Origin of the sequence: Paraburkholderia guartelaensis (assembly GCF_004353905.1) — a bacterium.
In the GTDB taxonomy this organism is placed as follows: domain Bacteria; phylum Pseudomonadota; class Gammaproteobacteria; order Burkholderiales; family Burkholderiaceae; genus Paraburkholderia; species Paraburkholderia guartelaensis.
This window is the reverse complement of the sequence record NZ_SMOD01000018.1, coordinates 115,369-133,864: the sequence shown is the minus strand read 5'-3', so window position 1 is coordinate 133,864 and position 18,496 is coordinate 115,369. Positions and strand designations below refer to the sequence as shown.

Genomic DNA, 18,496 nt, shown 5'->3' with positions numbered 1-18,496 from the left:
CTTTCATGCGTTCATAGACATGGACTGTTGCGACGGGTCACCAGTTGCAACCCACGCCCTCAGTTCTCTGCGCGTTTGCATCGAAAACAAAACTATACTTCTTTTTACTCTTATAGCCCTTATACGACATCGATTCTATACTCGCTCCCCGGCTCGTCATTTCATATTCACCAGTTATTACGCCTCTCGAAATCTCGAGCCACTTCCTCGTTAATTCAGCCGGGTGACCTTTCTCAATCTCATCTGTCTCGACGCTAGTCAGAACTACTGGAATCAGTTCCTTCGATTTCTCGTACCTGACAAACGCGCCCGACCACTTGACCGAATCGTCGAAATACGTTCTCATCTCGAAACGCACTGGCTTGTCGCCGCTCGTCGCGAAACAATAGTCTTCTGTGATTATTTCGCAATAAGCCGGGACGGAGAACATCAATACAAGAAGACCAAGTATTCTTTTCATGAATTGCACGGAATCACGCTCGCGGATATGAGCAGACCTATAAAGTATCAGTTTTGCTTAAACTTTGTAACGCAAATTACCGGATCATTTCCAGAAAAATACATGCTTTTAATAGTTCTTGTTTTGCCGTCAAGTTTTACATTCAAAAATTCATCTCCGCACGCGGGAGACTGCTCCTCAAAATCTCTCAGCCTTCTCGAGTAAGTGAAGATTCGGTAAACCTCGTAAACACCCGCGCCTTCATCTAACCATGATATCGCAAAGCCTTTCTCCCCATTGAACCGATAGTTGCCGGCACTCAAATGTAGTTTTGACTCGGTGTCGACATCAATACTTTTCTCGATCACTCCCTCTTTATCGTTTATTTTATACGCGACCTTCCCATCACGCGCTGACATCATCACATTTACTCCATCGACTGGGCGAAAGCTAATCTTCTCAGCCTGCACTGACGAGCATACACAAGCGAAGAAAAAACCAGTTTGGAAAGAGCATTGCTGATTGACATCTAATTCACCCAGCCGTCGAAATTCAGGTCTTCCAGCTTGATAGCCTGTGACTCCGACACATGATCAAGTTGAATTGCGTTCGCTTTCCCATCGGGCGTTACGAAAGCCACCTTACCTCCAACAATGGAGATCGTGGGTGCCTTCCAGGCGTTCTACCCATGCGAGAGATTGCAACTCAATATTAGAACCGAAGCCACCGATATCTTGCAGAATTTAAATTGTTTTCCTTGAAATTTCGCCAAGGGAAATGATTACCTATCCAACTCGCTGCTTCACGCGGAAAGCGTTCCCGTGGCTTGCGATGCCACGAGCTTCGGCTGGGCTTGACAGTGGCACTGACATAGATCGCCTTCCAGCGCGACCTGTTTTCCCATTACAGTCAGCGTGTGCGGAGTCCCGTCCGAAACAATGACACCTTGGGTCTTGCAGGTATGGCACATGACCAGCGCACCGATATAAGCCATAGGTCTGCCGGAAAACGAGGACCCCTCGATGCCATCCATAACGACGCCGTTGTGATCGGTCTTGTCGTCTTTCAGTATGAATTTGCGAGTCATCTTTGCACCCTACGCAATGACCGTTGCTGAGGTTTCGTCGGATGCCGACGCACGCTGCACATCATCCGGCCACACAGGCTCCCGGCTCGTCAACTGCCCGATGTAGTGAAGTATCGCAAGAAGGGCCGCCGGAAGGGCGACCAACGTCACCAGGACCCTGGCAACGCTGCCGACTTCCTTGAAGCTCTCGAACCAGATGCTAAACGACGCCTTTAACGAAGGCCCTTCCGGCAGGTACCGCTCAACCGCCAAATGCTCAGGTCCATCTTCCATGAATTGCCGAATGAACTCGAAATTCGCGAGGACTTCCCCGAGCACCTTTTTCCCCCACTCATCCGTTTCATCGTCGCCATTAACTACGCGAACGCCGAAACTGAATGTATCCTTGATGGTCTTGCCATCGTCGTCCATGACGTAGCAACGCATGAGCGTTGGCGCGCCGCCAAACATCGCAACGGACGACAGGCGATGCGGGAAGAAGAAGGCTTTATCCCACGGCACCGCCACCACCCCTCCGGGGCCGTTGTGCCGGAAGGCATAGACCATCCGCTTCTTGCGATTGAACCGAACAGTTTTGTGGCGATAGTTAAAACAGTCCCGTAGCAGAAGTACCACGCAGAGGACGCCAAGCAGCACCAGACATGCGAAGAACGCCCAGAATACAGGTACCAGTTCACCATATCGAGTGAACAGCACAGCTTGCCAGCCGCCGTAAATCGCAGCGGGGAAGCCGACAAGGAATGCAAGCGTCGCCCAACCCGATTGCAGGTACGATGTGTTGCATACATCGAGAACAACGTCGTTCATCCGGAACACGACGTATCCGTCTTCCGTCTTATCGGCCGCACGTTTTCGAACGTTTAACCGACGCTTCGCTTCCGACTCATCGACGGGACAGTTCACGTCAATTTTGGTCATGTAGTCGTACATACGTGCTCCGCCTTACGAGGTCAGTTGCGCAAACTGCTTGTGTTCATCCCGTCCCTCGAAACGAATTTGTCGATTTTTTGTCGGCAACGCACACTCGAGTGCATTGCTTGGCAAGCTGGCCTCATCGCATTGTCCAGGTCGCCAAACCTCAAATAGCCAAACGTCGTTTGACTCGATTGGTCGCTGTTGGTTACGTCGGGAATGAGCGTTATGCTTCGATGGACATGGACTGCTGCGAAGCCACAAGCTTCGGTGGCGGATCACATTTACAAATGCAGAGATCGTCGCTCAATGCCGCATGGCGGCCGTCTGGCGCGGTCATCACCTGCCGCGGCCCATCGCATTTAATTTTGCCCGTGGTGTTGCATGCGGGGCAATGCACATCATCGCCCTCGTGAGCGACGTCATGGCCTTCAAGTTGAATCGTGGTTGACATAGCGACCACTCTTCCGTTCGCTGTGGTTTTGTCGCCGTTGAGTATCAGGAAGCGTTGCATGATTTGTAGTGCCTTCGGGTTTCAAGATGACCATGTCGGCCGTCTGTCGCATCACATCGAGTTTGAGCCGAACTGTCTTTGGGGTTCGCTACCCGTCCACTAACACCGGCTTTTGGCGTTCCTTCTCGAGTTGTCTCGGCAGGAAGACCATGACGAAATAGACGCGAACAAGCAGCCCACCTAACCACAGGGACACCGGCATGCCCAACACCGCCAGAAAAAACAACACACCGTTCGTTCCGAAACTGACACTCAGCAGTCGACTTAAAATGAGATAAAACGGCGCAATACCAGAGACGATCCAGTAATAAATCTTCGGAAACGGCAAAAGCTCACTGTGGAGTCGGTCGAACAGCGTCATTCCAGGCTGTATCCGGAAGCCGAGGTAGGACCGCTGTTCGATAAAAGCCCGCTCGACGAAAGGAGTCGTCGTGATCGTATGAAGGACGCTTCGTTTGATGCTGGCCAGCCAGTAAAACGTCAATGTGATGCCACCCAGAAGCCCCGTCCATTTAACCAGAGGCTGCAGTGGCGCAAAGATGAAATAGTAAAAGTACGCAAAAATGCCGAAAAAGAAATAGACCGCAAATATGCCAATCGACTGCACCAGCCCACACACCCACAGCAAGTTCGTGCGGCGGTACATCATGTAGATCATGAAGGGCGAGAAAAAGCACGTCAAAGTTACGAGCATCGCGAATTTCCATGGCCACCCAGAGACTGCGAGGTCATCGGCATAGGCGGCGTATGAAACGCCGGTACCTAGCAAAGGCAATAGCAGGCTCATCGGTATGACTCTTCTCACCATGTGCCACACCAAATCCTTGGGTGCCGCGTGCCGGTCGTCTGTCGCAGACATCACTTGATGCGGACCTTCGCGGTTAACTTTTCCCGTGGCATTGCATGCCGGGCGCCGCTGCCCATCATCGCTATTGTGTGCAATGTCACGGCCTCCAGATTGGATCGTGGTTGGCGTCGCGCCTCCCGATCTGTTCGCAGTGGTCTTGTCGCCATGGAGTGTCCGGTAACGTGGCACGGTTCACCCCGGCCTGACGCCAAATAGTCCAGCGGACAATCACACGGCGATCGAAATGACCTGCTGCGAAACACAGTTTCGACTTCGGGTCGTATTAGTGAACGTCATCACTAACAACGACGACCAATTTCCCTTGCGTGCGCTCCAGCTTTCTGGGCAAGCGTATCATCACGATATACTGCCTGACGCCGATTCCGGCGATCCACTGCGAAACGGGAAATAGAATCAGCGCGACCAGCAAGATCGGGCCGTGCGCACCAAAAACTGGCGTCAGAATGCGCGCGATGACGAGCGAAAGAGGCGCAATAAGCAGCACCAAGTACATGTGAAACTTTCCAGAGGGGCTGCGTGAACTCAGCACTGCCTCTAGTTTGGAGATACTCTGCAGCCGATACTGCAAGACACTTCCTTTGTCCTCAAATGCCTGTTGAACGAAGCGCGAGGTCGCTAGCGCCCTTTTGACATCTCGGGCTGTAAATGCCATCCAGTAGCCGGTCAGTGTGATACCGAGCGCGAGACCACCAGCCTTTGCATACAAGGGCATCGGCGCGAACAGAAAGTAAAAAAAGAAACAAACGATGCCAAAAAAGAAGTAAAACGCGGTCACCATGATCGCATTCGCGAGCCCCAGGGAAACGAGCCTCGATTGATCTCTGTCGATCAAAACAATGACGCATGGCCCCACAACGGCGACTATCAACATCGCCGTAGCTAGCCAGAAAGGCGCTAGTGACACACGAAACGCCAGCGCGTAAAAACCATAGGCGATAGCGATCGAAACGACATTGACGAACAGCGTCAGCGGAATTGTCTTCTTCACCAAGTTCCAAAGAACATTCTGCGAATGATTCGTGGTTGTAGTCATGGCATGAACATCATAGGATATCCGTTGTAATCTTTCGGGTAGCTTTCTTCCAGAGCTTTGGCTGCATGGCGCAACTTTTCGGCAACCCAGTGCGTAATGTGAAATTCATTATCGGCCAGATTGATGAAATATCCTACAGCCACCGCTACGCCGATCGCAGCGGCGGCCACCGCCCATACAGGCGCGCTGGCAATCAAACCCGCGGACAGTAACGCCGTCGTGACTGCACCAACCAATGCTGTCGAAACAGCCGCGGTGATCCCAGCGGCAACCAGGTCGACACCAATCTTTGCAAATAGATCGTACAAGTCCTTCGAGTGCTTTCCATCCGGGCCAACCTTCGAATAGTCGTGGTACCACTCGGCGGCATCGAGTGCAATCGTGAACACCAGCGCAATTCCGGTCGCGCGTTTGAATGCACCCTTACTGGCCTCCCATGCCGCAGCCGTCGCCGATTCGAATGTCCCCGTACCTGCCGTAATCGCGAGAATCTTCGAGCTTTTCGCACCATACCGGGTGCCAGTAATCACTTTCCGCAACCCAGCATTGCCACGGAATACGACATACGTCTTTGCTCCCGCCTTCGGATGCACAATTTGCATCAACCGGAAGCTACGGTTCCAGAGGTCGCGCAACTCCGCGAAGTTATCCTTCACGAACGACGTCCCTCCGGCCAGTTGCCCCAGAAGCCAATTGCGTGTGACGATTTTGTTTGTGTCAAGCGCCGTGTCTTCGCCGCCGTTTTCTGCAAACGCAACGATCTCCGCAGGTGCGTTTGACAAACTCACCTCAAAGACGTGAACAACCGAGTCTTCTTCCGCATGCGCCTGCAGAGCAGCCGGCATCGACGCAGTTGTGCTGACGTGCGCCTGCGTCCCGAAGTCCAGCGGGATCATCCCCCCCCACCATGCCGCCCCCGGCAATTCGCCGTTTGTATTGCGACAAACTAACGTAGTTGGCTTCGCAAAGAGACTGATGCCCTGTTGTGGACCACCTGTAAATTGAGCCTGCGCTTTTGAGCCGGACTGATTCCCGAGTGTCAAGATTAGCGGCGCCGGCTTAACCTTGGGATCGCTACTTTCGCTCCGCAAATTGAGAGCTGCAAGCGAATAGCGATGGAGCACCGTGCCGTTCATGCTCAGTACCAATTCACCCTTGAAGTCTCTCCCCACCCACAGGTGGTACCGCTCGCCGTCCAGGAACTGTCCTTTCTGCACACGCTTTTTCTTCTTGACGTCGTACATCCAGTCCTGCGTAGCCTCAACCGAATACGTCGCGCCTTTTTTCAATTCGATATCGAAAATCACGTCACGATGCTTGCGCAATAGCACGGTCAAGTCTGTTTCGGCCCAACAGTTAACAGGTTCCCCGGGAAGGTCGATACAGGCCGTATGCTGCACCAGCGGACGTTCGCCCATATTCAATCTCCAACACGTTTCGTCTGAACTGCGGTCAAAGAGCCGAAATCGATATTCTTCAACACTGCCTTTCCTTCTCCGTCAAGTGAAACACTATGTGTTGCGCCATCTTGCGCAGCTAGCTGGAGTGGCTCGCCGAAGGGAACGTTTCCGTCGGCATCGACGTAGCGGAGGCGCATTTCGGCCTTCTTGCCTTCGAGGTTGTATGTCTCGGCAAGACTCGTTGGACCGGCGAATGAATGTTGTGCGCCCTTGATATCAATCTTTCCCGGCGCATGAATCTCGATGTTCCCGTCTTTGACCCTGATGTATGCGCCACCCGAGGTCAGGAGAACTTGTTCCTTCGCGATCGCTTCTATGCTTCCTGCTGCCGAGAGCATCTTGACGCCCTTTTGCGCAGTGACCTCCACGTTATCGGAATATGCGCGCACCTCGACCTTCCCCTTGGCCGCAAACAGTTTCATCCCCGCGTTCTGCACGAACAGACTGATCTTCTCGGCAGCGCTGGCTACAAGCGATTTCCCGCTGGCGATGAACGTGCTCTGTCCACTAACCAGGTTAGTCTGCTGATCACTCGCCAAGTGCACTGACTTTTGCGTCGACAGCGCAATACCGGACGGACTCGCAACCAGCATCACAGGCGACTTGAAAGCGTTTGCACTGCCGGTGCCACCTCCAGCCGTTCTGCCACCGGACGAAGCCGCACCCTGCGCACTGCTCTGTGTTGCGTCGGTGAAGGATTTGAGCGCGTCGTGGCCGTCGCTCAAAGTTTCGGCCTGATGCGCCTCGCTAGCCTGCGACATCGACTCGACCACGCCCTCGGCGCCCACGAGTTGCTGCCTGGCCTCGCTCACGTCCAGTTGCTGGCTGCCAGCTTGCTTAGGATGCGTCGAGACGTACAGCCCCTGCGAAGCACGCACCGCACCGTACGAATCCGTCTTCAGATCGAATCCTGAGCCAAGATATGAACCGCGTGTATTTCCACTCTGGTCGATCAAGTACCCCAAGTGAAGCAGACTGTTCCCCGTACTGCTGAACAACCTTGCCCGATTCTGCCCCGTCGCATCGTCGAGAACCATTTCGTTAAATCCCGAACCCGAATACTCCTTCGATCGGTAGCCCGAGAGAATCCCGTTGCTGTGCCACTGCGGCTGGACGCTCCCGTTGTAGACGCGATGCAGAACAATCGGCCGATCGCAATCTCCGCCTACATACCCGATGAGCACTTCCTCACCGACCCGAGGAACGTGAACGCTACCGTAACCGCCCCCCGTATCCGACTGCGCGACCCGCACCCAGCACGAAGCGCCCGCATCTCCAGAATTCTGCCGGTCCCAGATGAACATCACCTTCACGCGGTTCAGTTCGTCCGTGTAGACCTCTTCGCCCTGCGGACCGACGACGATAGCCGTCTCCAGGTGCATTTCTGGCTTCTTGTGCTCGAACGGACTGCGGTACGGAACCGTCACGCGCTGCGCTTCGACTTCGACCAGATAAAAACCTGCGGAACCGTCTTCCTGGGTAACAGTTTCTCCGGTGTGCCCGGATTTGGCCTTCGCCAGTTCGTTCTGCAAGCTGTGCGGAAAGCTCGCTTCGTGGTCCGAAAGCGGCAGGTTGTTCTCGATGTACCGGCGCACCTTGATTGCCGCGAATTCCCGCTGGCCCGCCGGATCGTGATCGTGCTCCGGGTGACCGGTCAGTTCGAAGCGCAGTCCCGCATCCATACCGCGAACGCCACCCGCCGCATAGAACCGTTTGGCACGCGACTCCCATTCTTCCAGATGAACTCTTGAAAGGTGCTCGCCACGAGTCTGGTCCGAGTATGTATATGCACCGGTATACTCATAGACCTCAGCTTGCTCGGGCAGATTCCCCTGGTTCGCCATCGTCGGCAGTGTTGTCCCTTTGGGATTGACCGCGGACGACGGCGTCTTGTAGTCGAACGTGCGCGTCGTATGCACCGTGCTCTGCAACGTCCGCGAGCCCGACCACTGCGTGAAGGCGTCCGTTTCGCTGCCAGTGCCGGACCGGTAGAACGTAACCGGATTAGGCGACACCTCGTCGAGCGAATGGATGTCGTCGGTCACGACCAACGTATGTGACTTGCCGTCCTTGGCCTGCCGCCAGAAGCCGAACAGACCTTCTTCCTCCATCAGCCGGTGGACAAAATTCCAGTCAGTTTCGCTCTGGCGACAATATGAGCGTTGTGGCAGCGGCTTGCTCAGCGCGAACTGGAACTGGCCGCGCGCCTGCGGATGCCCGTTGAATACGTCCGTGATGATGGCGTCGGCGCTCTTGTCCTGCCAGTACCGCATGTCGCTGCGGAACCTAAGAAAGTGCATCCATGAGGCGTAGGTCAGCTGGTAACTCGTGAAGCTGCCGTCCGCACCGAGCCTTCGGGCCGTATGAATATAGCCGTTGACCGGGAGATAGGACTTGTCCGCCTGCTGAATCCACAGCGTCATTGGCTGCGCGATGAGCTTCTTGAGTTCGATGTCGCCCGCCGTGGACACCAGATCGAGCGTGCCACTGAAATCGCGCCCCAGCTCCGAACAAAGAACCGCCCTGCGCGGCACGAGCGCACTATCCGGCAAGGCTGGAATATCGGTCTTGATCAGGCGGTCCTGCTGGATCAGACCGCCCTGAATGACCTGAACAAGTTCAGTGAGATTCATGCTCAACCCGCATCATCCGTCTTCACACCAAGCATCTCGCGAATTTGCGCGAGCGTGCCATCGTCTTTCACCACGGACGAAAGCCACTTGTGCAGCGGCATTTCCGCCCATTCCGCCGCCTTGTCCGCGAGATAGGCGGCGGGGCTATGCGGTTCGGTCTCGCGAAAGAACACCGCCACCGCACGCAGTTGCGCGACGGCTTCGGCACGGCTCTGTATGCCCGCGTACGCGCGGACCGGCATTCGAATCGGATTCGCCATGGTGTCCTCAACGGCCAAAGGTGTCTTGAAGCTCGGTTCTGCGCGTTCGACAGCCACGGGCGAAGCGGCCGGTTGCACGGCAGGCTCCAAAGTCTCCGCATTCAGGTTCACGCCCACGTCACGCGCGAACCGCTCCGCAAGTCCATACACGCTCTCGTTGGCCTCGCGCGCTTGCCGGAAGCTCGGCGCCGCATCACCGGCTCGCGCCTCGAGCACCATATCGAGCGCAGCGAGAGCGGCTTCGAATGCTTTCAACTGCGCGAGCAACGTTCGATAGAACGAAGCCGGCGTGGCCCGCTTCGAGGCGTCGATCTGCTCAACCGAAGGCTTGCCGCGCGCGATATCGTCTGCGTGATCCGGATCGCGCTTGACTGCCTGCGCGACGTGCATCGCGACATCCCAGTCGATCGCGCTGAACGCCACACCCGACTGCGTGAGCGGCACCGAACGCAGCAATTCCGCCGTGCGGCCCGCGAGCCACGCGACATTGCCGAGCCGATACTCCGTGTCGTCGCCTTCGGGCAGTGGATGAACCTGCTCCCAATACTGATCGACGAGTCCGGCCAGGAGCGCATAGCCCTGCGTGAGTCCCGGCACGCCCTCTTGAATCGCGAGCGCCTCGGTGAGCCACACGGCGAGCCGCAAGTCCTTCGTCTGCGTGCGCAGCATTGCCGTGCAACGCTCGACGACGAAAGGCCAGTCGGCTTCCTTGATCTCGGTGATCCACTCGCCCTGGTCGAGCGACGGGTCGTCGAAGCGGCGTGCATGCTGAATCGCGTCGAAATCCGCCGAAAACAGCAGGTCGGCGCCGCACGGCGACGCTTCATTAATAGGCGCTAGCAGCGCGGTCGTGTCAGTCGACATGGCGTTCTACAAAAGGGCTAAGGCGGCGGGCTTCGAGCGAAGCGCGGCGGCCGCGTTTCATGGTCATGGTCATTGCACCGCGTACTCGAACTCACCTGCATCATCGGCGCGCACGCTCACACGCGCGAGCGATGTGCCCTGCGCGATGCGCTCCAGAATCTGCTGTGCGAGTTCCGGCAAGAGCGTGCCGTTCAAAATGTGGTCGACGTTGCGCGCGCCCGAATCGACTTCAGTGCATCGTGCGAGCACCGCATCGACGAGCGACTCGTCCCATTCGAACGTCGCGCCATGGTTCGCCTCGACGCGGCGGCGAATGCGCTCGAGCTTCAGCTCGATGATCTCAGCGAGCACATCGTCGGAGATCGGGTAATACGGCACGACTTTCATGCGGCCGAGGAAAGCGGGTTTGAACGACTTGTACAGTTGCGGGCGCAGCAGCTCTGCCAGCGCCTCAGCGTCAGGCAGTTCTTCATCGGACTTGTTCAGGCAGGCCTGCATGACGGCAGTCGAACCCACATTCGACGTGAGAATGATGAGCGTGTTGCGAAAATCGATCGCGCGGCCCTCGGCGTCGTCCATCGTGCCTTTGTCGAAAACCTGGAAGAACATTTCCAGCACGTCGGGATGAGCCTTTTCCACTTCGTCGAGCAGCACGACGGAATACGGATTGCGGCGCACGGCCTCGGTCAGCACGCCACCTTCGCCGTAGCCTACATAGCCGGGCGGCGAGCCCTTCAGGCCCGACACGCTGTGCGCCTCCTGATACTCGCTCATATTGATGGTGATGAGCTTGCGCTCGCCGCCGTAGAGAATGTCGGCCAATGCGAGCGCCGTCTCCGTCTTGCCCACGCCGGACGGTCCCACGAACATGAAGACGCCACGCGGCTTGTTCGGGTCCTCCAGATTCGCGCCCGCCGTGCGCACGCGCTGCGCGATGGCTTCGAGCGCGTGATCCTGGCCGATCACGCGGTCGGCCAGCAACGGATGAAGATTCAGCATGGTCTGGATTTCATCCTTCACCATGCGGCCAAGCGGAATGCCGGTCCATGAAGCGACGATTTCCGCCACCACGTGCGCATCGACCTGCAGCGGCACCATCGGCGCGTTCTGTTGCAGCGTGTGCAGGCGCGCGATGAGCGACGGCAACGATTCGCGCGCGGCATCGGCGTCGCGCATTCGTTCGGATGACGTACTGTCTTCGCGCGCCGAGTCGATCTGGCCGCGCAGTTTCGTGATCTGCGCCACGAGTTCGCGCTCCTCGGCGTGGCGCGTCTCGCTTTCTGCCAGTTCGCGAGCGGCAGTGTCGCGCGCCTCGCGCAGCGCCGCGAGGCGCTCCTCATGCTCGGCGCCATGCACGGTTTCCCGCTCGAGCGAAGCGATCTCCGCTTCGATACGTTCGATGCGCTTCTTGCCGTCGTCGATCGCGCCGGGCGTCGCGCCCTGCGCGAGCGCCACCCTGGCGCACGCGGTATCGAGCACGCTCACGGCCTTGTCGGGCAGTTGCCGCGCGCTGATATACCGATGCGACAGCCGCACGGCCTCGGTGATTGCCTCGTCGAGAATGCGCACGTCGAAGTGGCGCTCCATGAGCCCCACCATACCGCGCAGCATGGCTGCCGCGAGCGTTTCGTCCGGCTCCTCGATCTTGACCACCTGAAAACGCCGCGCCAGCGCCGCATCTTTCTCGAAGTAGCGCTTGTACTCGCTCCACGTAGTCGCAGCGATCGTGCGCAGCTCGCCACGCGCGAGTGCGGGCTTGAGCAGGTTCGCCGCATCGTTCTGGCCCGCCTGGCCGCCTGCTCCAATGATGGTGTGTGCCTCGTCGATGAAGAGCACAATGGGCTGTGCACTTTTCTTCACCTCGTCGATCACGCTCTTCAGACGGTTTTCGAACTCGCCCTTCACGCTCGCGCCAGCCTGCAGCAGCCCCATGTCCAGCACGCGCAGCACAACGCCGCACAGCGCCTCTGGCACGTCGCCCGCGGCGATGCGCAGTGCGAGCCCTTCCACCACAGCCGTCTTGCCCACACCCGGCTCGCCGGTGAGAATCGGGTTGTTCTGGCGGCGGCGCATCAGGATGTCGATCGTCTGGCGGATTTCCGCTTCGCGCCCGATCACCGGGTCGACGAGCCCCTCGCGCGCGCGCTGAGTCAGGTCGGTCGTGTAGGTATCGAGCGCGGGCGTTTTCGAAGGAGCGATACTCGTTACGCTCGCGACTTCACTACCGGCTTCTGCCGCGCCTTCGACCGGCTCGACCTCGACCGAGCCGTGCGTCACTTCCTCGAAGCGATGCTTGAGTTCGGCGACTGGAACCTCGGCGAAACGCGCTGACATGCGCTGCGCGAACTGCGCGAGATCGGGCGCGCTCAAGAGCGCGAGCAGCAGATGACCGGAGCGGATGCGCCCGATCTGCGAGTCGAGCGACGCGATGAGCCAGGCCTGCTCGAACAGCGCGATCAAATGCGGCGAGAACACCGGCGTACGTGTATTGCCCGTCTTGAGGCGTTGCAGTTCGCGCTCCAGATCCGCACGCAGCGCATGCGCATCGATGCGCGACGCACGCAGCACGCAGGCGAGGTCGCTGGCCGGTTCTTCGAGCAGCGCGAGCAGCACGTGCTCGAGGTCCACTTCGTAGTGTCCGCGCGACAGGCACGCACTCGCCGCACGCTCGGTAGCCAGCCGGCAGGTCGTGTTCAGCTTCGCGATCAGGGTTTTCAGGGGCGTGCTCATGTCGTCCGGTCCGGCCTCGGGTCTCTTGTGTTCAATGAATGACGTGCAGTTCGTAGCGTGCGTCGCGGCGGTCGCGGTCGGCTTCGTGCGTGCAAAGGAAAGCATCCCAGCCGAGACGCGCGCCGGCGCCCAGGCGGCTTGGCCCAACTTCCTCGCGGCGCAGCACCAGCAGCACCTCGTATTCGAGCGTCACGCGCGCGACCAGCGTGAGCATGCGTTCGAGTGCGAGCGCGTGTTCCGCGCCCGGCAGGAAGGCCTCATAGTCGGTCTTCGAAAGCGGCCCGATCACGAGGCGCGCACGCATGTCGCGTTGCCAGACGCGCTCGCCCGCAAGCGCCGTTGCGCCGAGCATCACGTTGCGCTGGCCGAGCATGGAAAGCTGATCGGGCGGCACGTCGTACCACTTGCCTACGAACTGTTCGACTTGCACGGGCACGCCGAAATAGTCGGAGAGCGTCTGGCGCAGATACGCGGCGGAAACCGGCTGATGACGCGCGGCCACCGCATGCCCCGCGATCGCCTCGTCGAAGAGCGCGCCGCCACCGTCCTGCAGGCTCTCGCGCGACGCGTCGTTGGCCACACCCGCAAGCGCGAGCAGCAGTGGCAGATAGCGTTCGTCGCGATCGAGTTCGTAGTGCAACGGAAGCCGATACTTTTTCCACGCCGAATAGAACAGCGCCGTGGCGCGGTTCGAGAACACGTCGAAAAACTCGCGTGCCGCGCGGTCGCGCCGCAATTGCTCGCGCGCGACGATCTGCTCGGTGTAGTTCAGCGGCAGCGCGCCTTGCGCGCCCAGCAGCCCGAAGAACGCGGGCGTGAGATCCACGCGTTCGAGCTCGCCCGCATCGAGCGCGGCCGAGCGTTTCTCGGCATCGGCCAGCGGCGCGCCGGCCGCGTCATAAGACACGGCGCCCGCAATTTCGCTGGCCGGAAACGCGAGCGACAGCGTGTTGCGAAAGCCGATTCGCTGTGGGAGCACGTCGCGCTGCCGCGCGCCGGCCTTGTCGACGAACCAGCGCTCGAGCAGGCGCACCGCCTGGAAGAACCCAAAGCGGTGCGGCTCATCGAGCAGCCGCTCGATTACGCCAGAATCGATTCGCCGCTGCGGGGGCTGCATCGCATGATCTCCTCGCCGGTGCGCCGCGAAACGACGACCAGTTGCACGAAGCTGTTGATGTGCACGTAAAGCCCGAAAAACACGTCGATGACGCGCACGAACGTTCCGAGGCTAGTGCCGACGAAGTGATCCTCGTCGACGGTCAGGCGGATCTCGATGCCGCGCACGAAGGTCGCGAACGGCTTGCCGGGCAACCATTGCACGGCCGCGCGCTGCTCGACGTCGACAATGCCGTCCACGTGCCGCGCCGACACCGCCGTGCGCCGCAGGTCATAGAGCGCGAGCATTTCCTTGAGCGTGGTGGCGCCGTGGTTCACGAGCGAGACGTGGTTGAGCGCGAGATGCGAAATGAGCCGCCAGTGCGCGGCCTGCCGGCGCTCGAAGCGCACGCACGGCGTCGGCCGCATCAGGAGCGCGATGCTACTCGCAATCGCGCCGCCCTCCAGAAACAGATCGCCGCCTTCGAGACCGGTCGCGAGCGCAGTGGGCAAATCGCGGTTGGTACAGGTCAGATCGAGGCTCAGTGTTTCGTTTTGCTCGGTATCCACTTCGAAGTCGATATCGACGATCGAGATTTCAGTTTCGTAGCCGGGACTCTTTTGTGCGACGGATTCGTCGCGACGGGCAAACCAGTAGTGACCGGCACGCATCGATTCGCCATGGCGCAGCGAGTAAAAAGGCCGGAACTCGACGACCGTCTCTTCGTGCGCGCGTTGCCGCACCAGTTGCACGGAGTCGATCGAATAGACCTCGTAGGCGAATGCGCGCCTCCCCTCTGCCACAACCGGATACGAGACCGCCTGATGATCGAGGCGAATCGGCTCACCATGCTGCTTGAACAAGTTCACCACGGGCGTGCAGAAAAGCCGCAGATGGTGCGCCGCGAGTGCGTCGAGCAACCGTGCCACGTGCGAGTCGCCGCGCACGTCCTTGAGCACGATATGAAGCGTAAGTCGCTGGCAGCGCCCCGCCGCGGCGGTCATTGCCGCGAGGTCGAAGTCGACGAAATCGAACTTGTCCGGAAACGCGAAATACTCCGTGAGCAGGCGGTACGCGGGGTGCGATTTCGCCGGATAGTCGATCAGCGCGTCAGCCGCGTCGAAGCCGGCCTGCGCGAACGGCAGCGCGGAGAGCGCGCGCCAGCGGCCATTGCGCTCGGGCTCGGCGTAAGCGGCAATTGCATGCACGAACAGGCAGTCGCCGAGCGCCGCGATGAACGACTGCTCGCCGTGCAGGTAGGTACGTAGCGCGCCGCTTTTCCACGCAGAGAGGTCGAACTGCGGCGACGTCGATTCGATCGTGATCGACAGGACGCCCGTTGCGTTCGGCGGCAGGATTGTCGCGCTCGGTGCGATCGCCGCCGGCACGTAGCGCGCCTCCGAAATGCGGATCGGCGCGAGCGTCACGTCGTAGGCGGCGCGAAAGCGGCATTGCACGCCGCGGATCGGCCGCGACTTCAGTTCCGTGCCGCGTTCGATCACGGCCGGCTCGGTGAGATTGCCGAGCGCGCCCGCGACGCCGAACTGTGCAATCGAGCACGAGGGGAACGGACGCAGATAGTGCGGGTACAGCACCTCCAGCAGCGCCTCGGTGAACTCCGGGTAGTCGTCGTCGAGGCGCTTGTTGATGCGCGCGCCAAGCAACGCGAACGACTCGATCATCCGCTCGACGTGCGGGTCTTCACAGTGCTCCCCCGTCATCGCGAGGCGGGCCGCGATCTTCGGGTAGCGCTGGGCGAATTCGCGCGAATAACGCCGCAGGAACGACAATTCGCGCTCGTAGTACGGCAACAGCTCTTCCATCGGTACGCTCCCGCCCCCCCAAAACTACCTTTGTTTCATGCCATGTCGCGCGCCGCCGGTCGCGGCTGCGTCATGCTTTTGCGCGTGCGCGCGTGACCGAATACTGCAGCGTCGAAGGCTGCAGCATCGCGTCGAAACTCACCGGCTCTTGCGCCGGATGCACCACCAGCAACGCCTGAATCGCGAAGTACAGTGCGTTGGTCGAGCGCTCGTTCAGTTCGAGCGTCACCGTTACGCGCTGCAATCGCGGTTCGTGCCGCTCGATTGCCTGCTGGATCGACTTGCAGATGAATGCGCGATCGTAATGGCTCGCAAGGCTCAAGCCCGCGAAATCGTTCAGCCCGTAGGTCAGGATCGAACGGCGGCACTCGGGCAACATCGCGAGTTCGTGCTCGGTGAACGCAATGCGCGAGTTCAGGATCGACTCCAGATCGCGCGCAACGGTCGCCTTGAGTTCTTCGATCGAAAACTGCCGCACTGCCGCCGGTGCCGGCGAATGCGGATCGTCGTCGAAGAGCTTGTCAAGCAGTCCTGGCTCGAAACGCTTCATCGGTTCAAATAGAGTCGGTCAGCCAGATGAAACAGGCGCAGGCAGTGCACGCGATCGCGCGCGCCGCCTGCGCACGCCGCGTCAGACCGCGTAGGTCTTGTCGTTCTTCGTGAGGCTCCATGCGCCTTGCGCATTGCCGCCCTGGTTGCCGCCGATCTTCTGCTGCGTGTACTTCCACTGCACGGCCGCATACTTCAGCGAGAACTGCTCCGTGGGCAGCCCTTCGCCGACCACTTCCGGCGTGATGCTGGAGATGATCACGTATTTGAGCTTGATTTCGAGGTACTTGATACGGTTACCCTCGCCGTCCGAGCGCATGAAGTCGATCGTGACTTCGTCGAAGGTGGTGCCGCCCGAAGCGTGCTGATAAAGCAGCGGGCTCACGACGTCGATGTCCTTCAGGAAGCGCATGTCGGCATGCTCGCAACGCTCGACCGTATGACCGCCCGCCGTCGAGGCCGTTGCCGAACGCGGCTGCAGAATCGAGTGATTCCACGAATCGATTTCGATCCAGCCGGCATGGTCCTTGTCCTGCGACTCGCCCTTAATGGCCGGATTGCCGAATTTTAGATAGATGTCCTTCATAACGCCTCGACTCCCCAGAGTGGGGGTTTACGGTAGTTTGCTAACGCGGGCCCGAGGGCGATGCCCCGGGTTGCTTCCCGGAACGATCCGTGGATGAACGACGGACCGCTCCGGCTCAACTCATTCGCACGCTTGCGCGGCTTTACGAATTAGCGGGTTTCGGCAGATCCGCCACGAGCCGCAGCGAAATCGACAGTTCGTCAAGCTGGAAGTGCGGCCGCAGGAACGCGACCGACCGGTACGAACCCGGCTTGCCTGGAATCTCGCTGACCTGGATCGACGCCTCGCGCAACGGAAACTGCGCCTTTTGCTCCTGCGAGGCGTTGTCGTCGAGCAGCACGTACTGCGAAATCCAGCGATTCAGGAACACTTCGACGTTCTGTGCGGACGCGAAGCTGCCGATCTTGTCGCGCATCATCGCCTTCAGATAGTGCGCCACGCGCGACACCGAGAAGATGTATTGCAGCTGCGCCGAAAGCACGGCGTTCGCATTCGCGTTGTCGGTACTATATTTTTTGGGCTTCTGCACTGACTGTGCGGCAAAGAACGCAGCGTAGTCCGAGTTTTTGCAATGGACGAGCGGAATGAAACCGAGGTCGCTCAGTTCTTTTTCGCGCCGATCCGTGATGGCGATTTCGGTCGGGCATTTCAGCGCGATTTCGCCGTCGTCGGTCTTGAAGGTGTGCGTGGGCAGGTCTTCCACGAGGCCGCCGCCTTCCACGCCGCGAATCGCCGCGCACCAGCCGAAGTCGTCGAACGCAGCGGTCAGGCGCGCCGCAAAGGCCCATGCCGCGTTACACCACAGGTATTTGGCGTGATCGGTGCCGTCCACGTCTTCGACGAAATTGAAGCCTTCGGCCGTCGCGCCATCCTTCGGATTGAACGGCAGGCGACCGAGAAAGCGCGGCAGCGTGAGCCCCACGTAGCGCGAATCTTCCGCGTCACGGAACGACTTCCACTTCGTGTATTCGACGGTGTCGAATACCTTGCCGAGATCGCGCGGCTTGCCGAGATCGGCGAACGACTCGAGGCCGAGCAGTTCCGGCGAGGCCGATGCGACGAACGGCGCATGCGCCGCCGCCGCAACGTGCGACATCTGCTCGATGAAATACATGTCTTCCGGCTGGCGCGTCACTTCGTAGTCGCCAATCAGCGCACCGAAGGGCGCCCCGCCGAACGTGCCGAACTCTTCTTCGTAGATCTTCTTGAAGAGCGCGCTCTGGTCGAATTCGACGGCGGTCTTGAAGTCACGCACGACGTCGCGCTTGGGCGCATGCAGCGCCTTGATCTTGATGGTCGAGCCGGTATTGCTCTCTTTGCACAGGTAATCGAGGCCGCGCCACGTGCCTTCCAGCCGCTGGAATTCCGGCGCGTGCATCACGGCGCTCAACTGCGCCGAGATCAGGCGGTCGAGTTCGGCCACGCGAGCATCGATCGTCGCGGACAGATTGTTCGAGACGATCACGGTGCCGTCCAGCACCTGATGCACGAGCTCGCCGATAAGGTCTTTCGCGCGCGCGTGCTCGGATTCGGATTTGGCCACCTTGCTCTTTTCGACGATCTCGTCGAGCAACGAGGGCGCGGCCTGGGCTTCTTCCAGGGCCGGTGCGCGAACTGCGCCAGTTTGCTGATTCATGTCGAT

General features: G+C 59.4%; 16 protein-coding genes. All 16 read right to left on the bottom strand.

The features are described from left to right. Positions 1 to 37: 37 nt before the first annotated feature. Positions 38 to 460: a hypothetical protein gene (locus E1N52_RS23435; protein WP_133185113.1), complete on the bottom strand. Its 423-nt coding sequence runs from the start codon at positions 458 to 460 to the stop codon at positions 38 to 40. 47 nt (positions 461 to 507) lie between these two features. After that, a complete protein-coding gene (locus E1N52_RS23430; protein WP_133185112.1) occupies positions 508 to 864 on the bottom strand; it encodes a hypothetical protein in 357 nt (118 codons plus the stop codon). Between the two features lie 377 nt (positions 865 to 1,241). Then, on the bottom strand, positions 1,242 to 1,526 hold the full coding sequence (locus tag E1N52_RS23425) for a PAAR domain-containing protein (protein WP_133185111.1): 285 nt from the start codon (positions 1,524 to 1,526) through the stop codon (positions 1,242 to 1,244). A 9-nt stretch (positions 1,527 to 1,535) separates the two neighbouring features. Next, a complete protein-coding gene (locus tag E1N52_RS23420; protein WP_133185110.1) occupies positions 1,536 to 2,456 on the bottom strand; it encodes a DUF6708 domain-containing protein in 921 nt (306 codons plus the stop codon). Between the two features lie 208 nt (positions 2,457 to 2,664). Further along, on the bottom strand, positions 2,665 to 2,952 hold the full coding sequence (locus E1N52_RS23415; RefSeq protein ID WP_133185109.1) for a PAAR domain-containing protein: 288 nt from the start codon (positions 2,950 to 2,952) through the stop codon (positions 2,665 to 2,667). 88 nt (positions 2,953 to 3,040) lie between these two features. Then, entirely contained in the window at positions 3,041 to 3,739 is a 699-nt protein-coding gene (locus E1N52_RS23410; RefSeq protein ID WP_246089187.1) for a hypothetical protein, read from the bottom strand. 343 nt (positions 3,740 to 4,082) lie between these two features. Next, a complete protein-coding gene (locus E1N52_RS23405) occupies positions 4,083 to 4,853 on the bottom strand; it encodes a hypothetical protein (protein WP_133185108.1) in 771 nt (256 codons plus the stop codon). Then, complete coding sequence (locus tag E1N52_RS23400; protein WP_133185107.1) at positions 4,850 to 6,271, bottom strand: hypothetical protein; 1,422 nt, start codon at positions 6,269 to 6,271, stop codon at positions 4,850 to 4,852. Before E1N52_RS23400 ends, E1N52_RS23405 begins: the two co-directional genes overlap by 4 nt. Before the next feature lie 2 nt (positions 6,272 to 6,273). Next, entirely contained in the window at positions 6,274 to 8,946 is a 2,673-nt protein-coding gene (locus tag E1N52_RS23395) for a type VI secretion system Vgr family protein (RefSeq protein ID WP_133185106.1), read from the bottom strand. 2 nt (positions 8,947 to 8,948) lie between these two features. After that, positions 8,949 to 10,070: a type VI secretion system protein TssA gene (gene tssA / locus E1N52_RS23390; RefSeq protein WP_133185105.1), complete on the bottom strand. Its 1,122-nt coding sequence runs from the start codon at positions 10,068 to 10,070 to the stop codon at positions 8,949 to 8,951. Positions 10,071 to 10,139: 69 nt separating this feature from the next. After that, a complete protein-coding gene (gene tssH / locus E1N52_RS23385) occupies positions 10,140 to 12,800 on the bottom strand; it encodes a type VI secretion system ATPase TssH (protein ID WP_133185104.1) in 2,661 nt (886 codons plus the stop codon). 31 nt (positions 12,801 to 12,831) lie between these two features. After that, positions 12,832 to 13,917 (bottom strand): type VI secretion system baseplate subunit TssG, encoded by a 1,086-nt coding sequence (gene tssG / locus E1N52_RS23380; RefSeq protein ID WP_133185103.1) that lies wholly within the window; start codon positions 13,915 to 13,917, stop codon positions 12,832 to 12,834. Beyond that, a complete protein-coding gene (gene tssF / locus E1N52_RS23375) occupies positions 13,881 to 15,719 on the bottom strand; it encodes a type VI secretion system baseplate subunit TssF (RefSeq protein WP_133185102.1) in 1,839 nt (612 codons plus the stop codon). Before tssF ends, tssG begins: the two co-directional genes overlap by 37 nt. Before the next feature lie 70 nt (positions 15,720 to 15,789). Next, entirely contained in the window at positions 15,790 to 16,269 is a 480-nt protein-coding gene (gene tssE / locus E1N52_RS23370; protein WP_133185101.1) for a type VI secretion system baseplate subunit TssE, read from the bottom strand. 81 nt (positions 16,270 to 16,350) lie between these two features. Continuing rightward, on the bottom strand, positions 16,351 to 16,854 hold the full coding sequence (locus tag E1N52_RS23365; protein WP_028206760.1) for an Hcp family type VI secretion system effector: 504 nt from the start codon (positions 16,852 to 16,854) through the stop codon (positions 16,351 to 16,353). Positions 16,855 to 16,996: 142 nt separating this feature from the next. Beyond that, complete coding sequence (gene tssC, locus E1N52_RS23360; protein ID WP_133185100.1) at positions 16,997 to 18,490, bottom strand: type VI secretion system contractile sheath large subunit; 1,494 nt, start codon at positions 18,488 to 18,490, stop codon at positions 16,997 to 16,999. Positions 18,491 to 18,496: the final 6 nt, after the last annotated feature.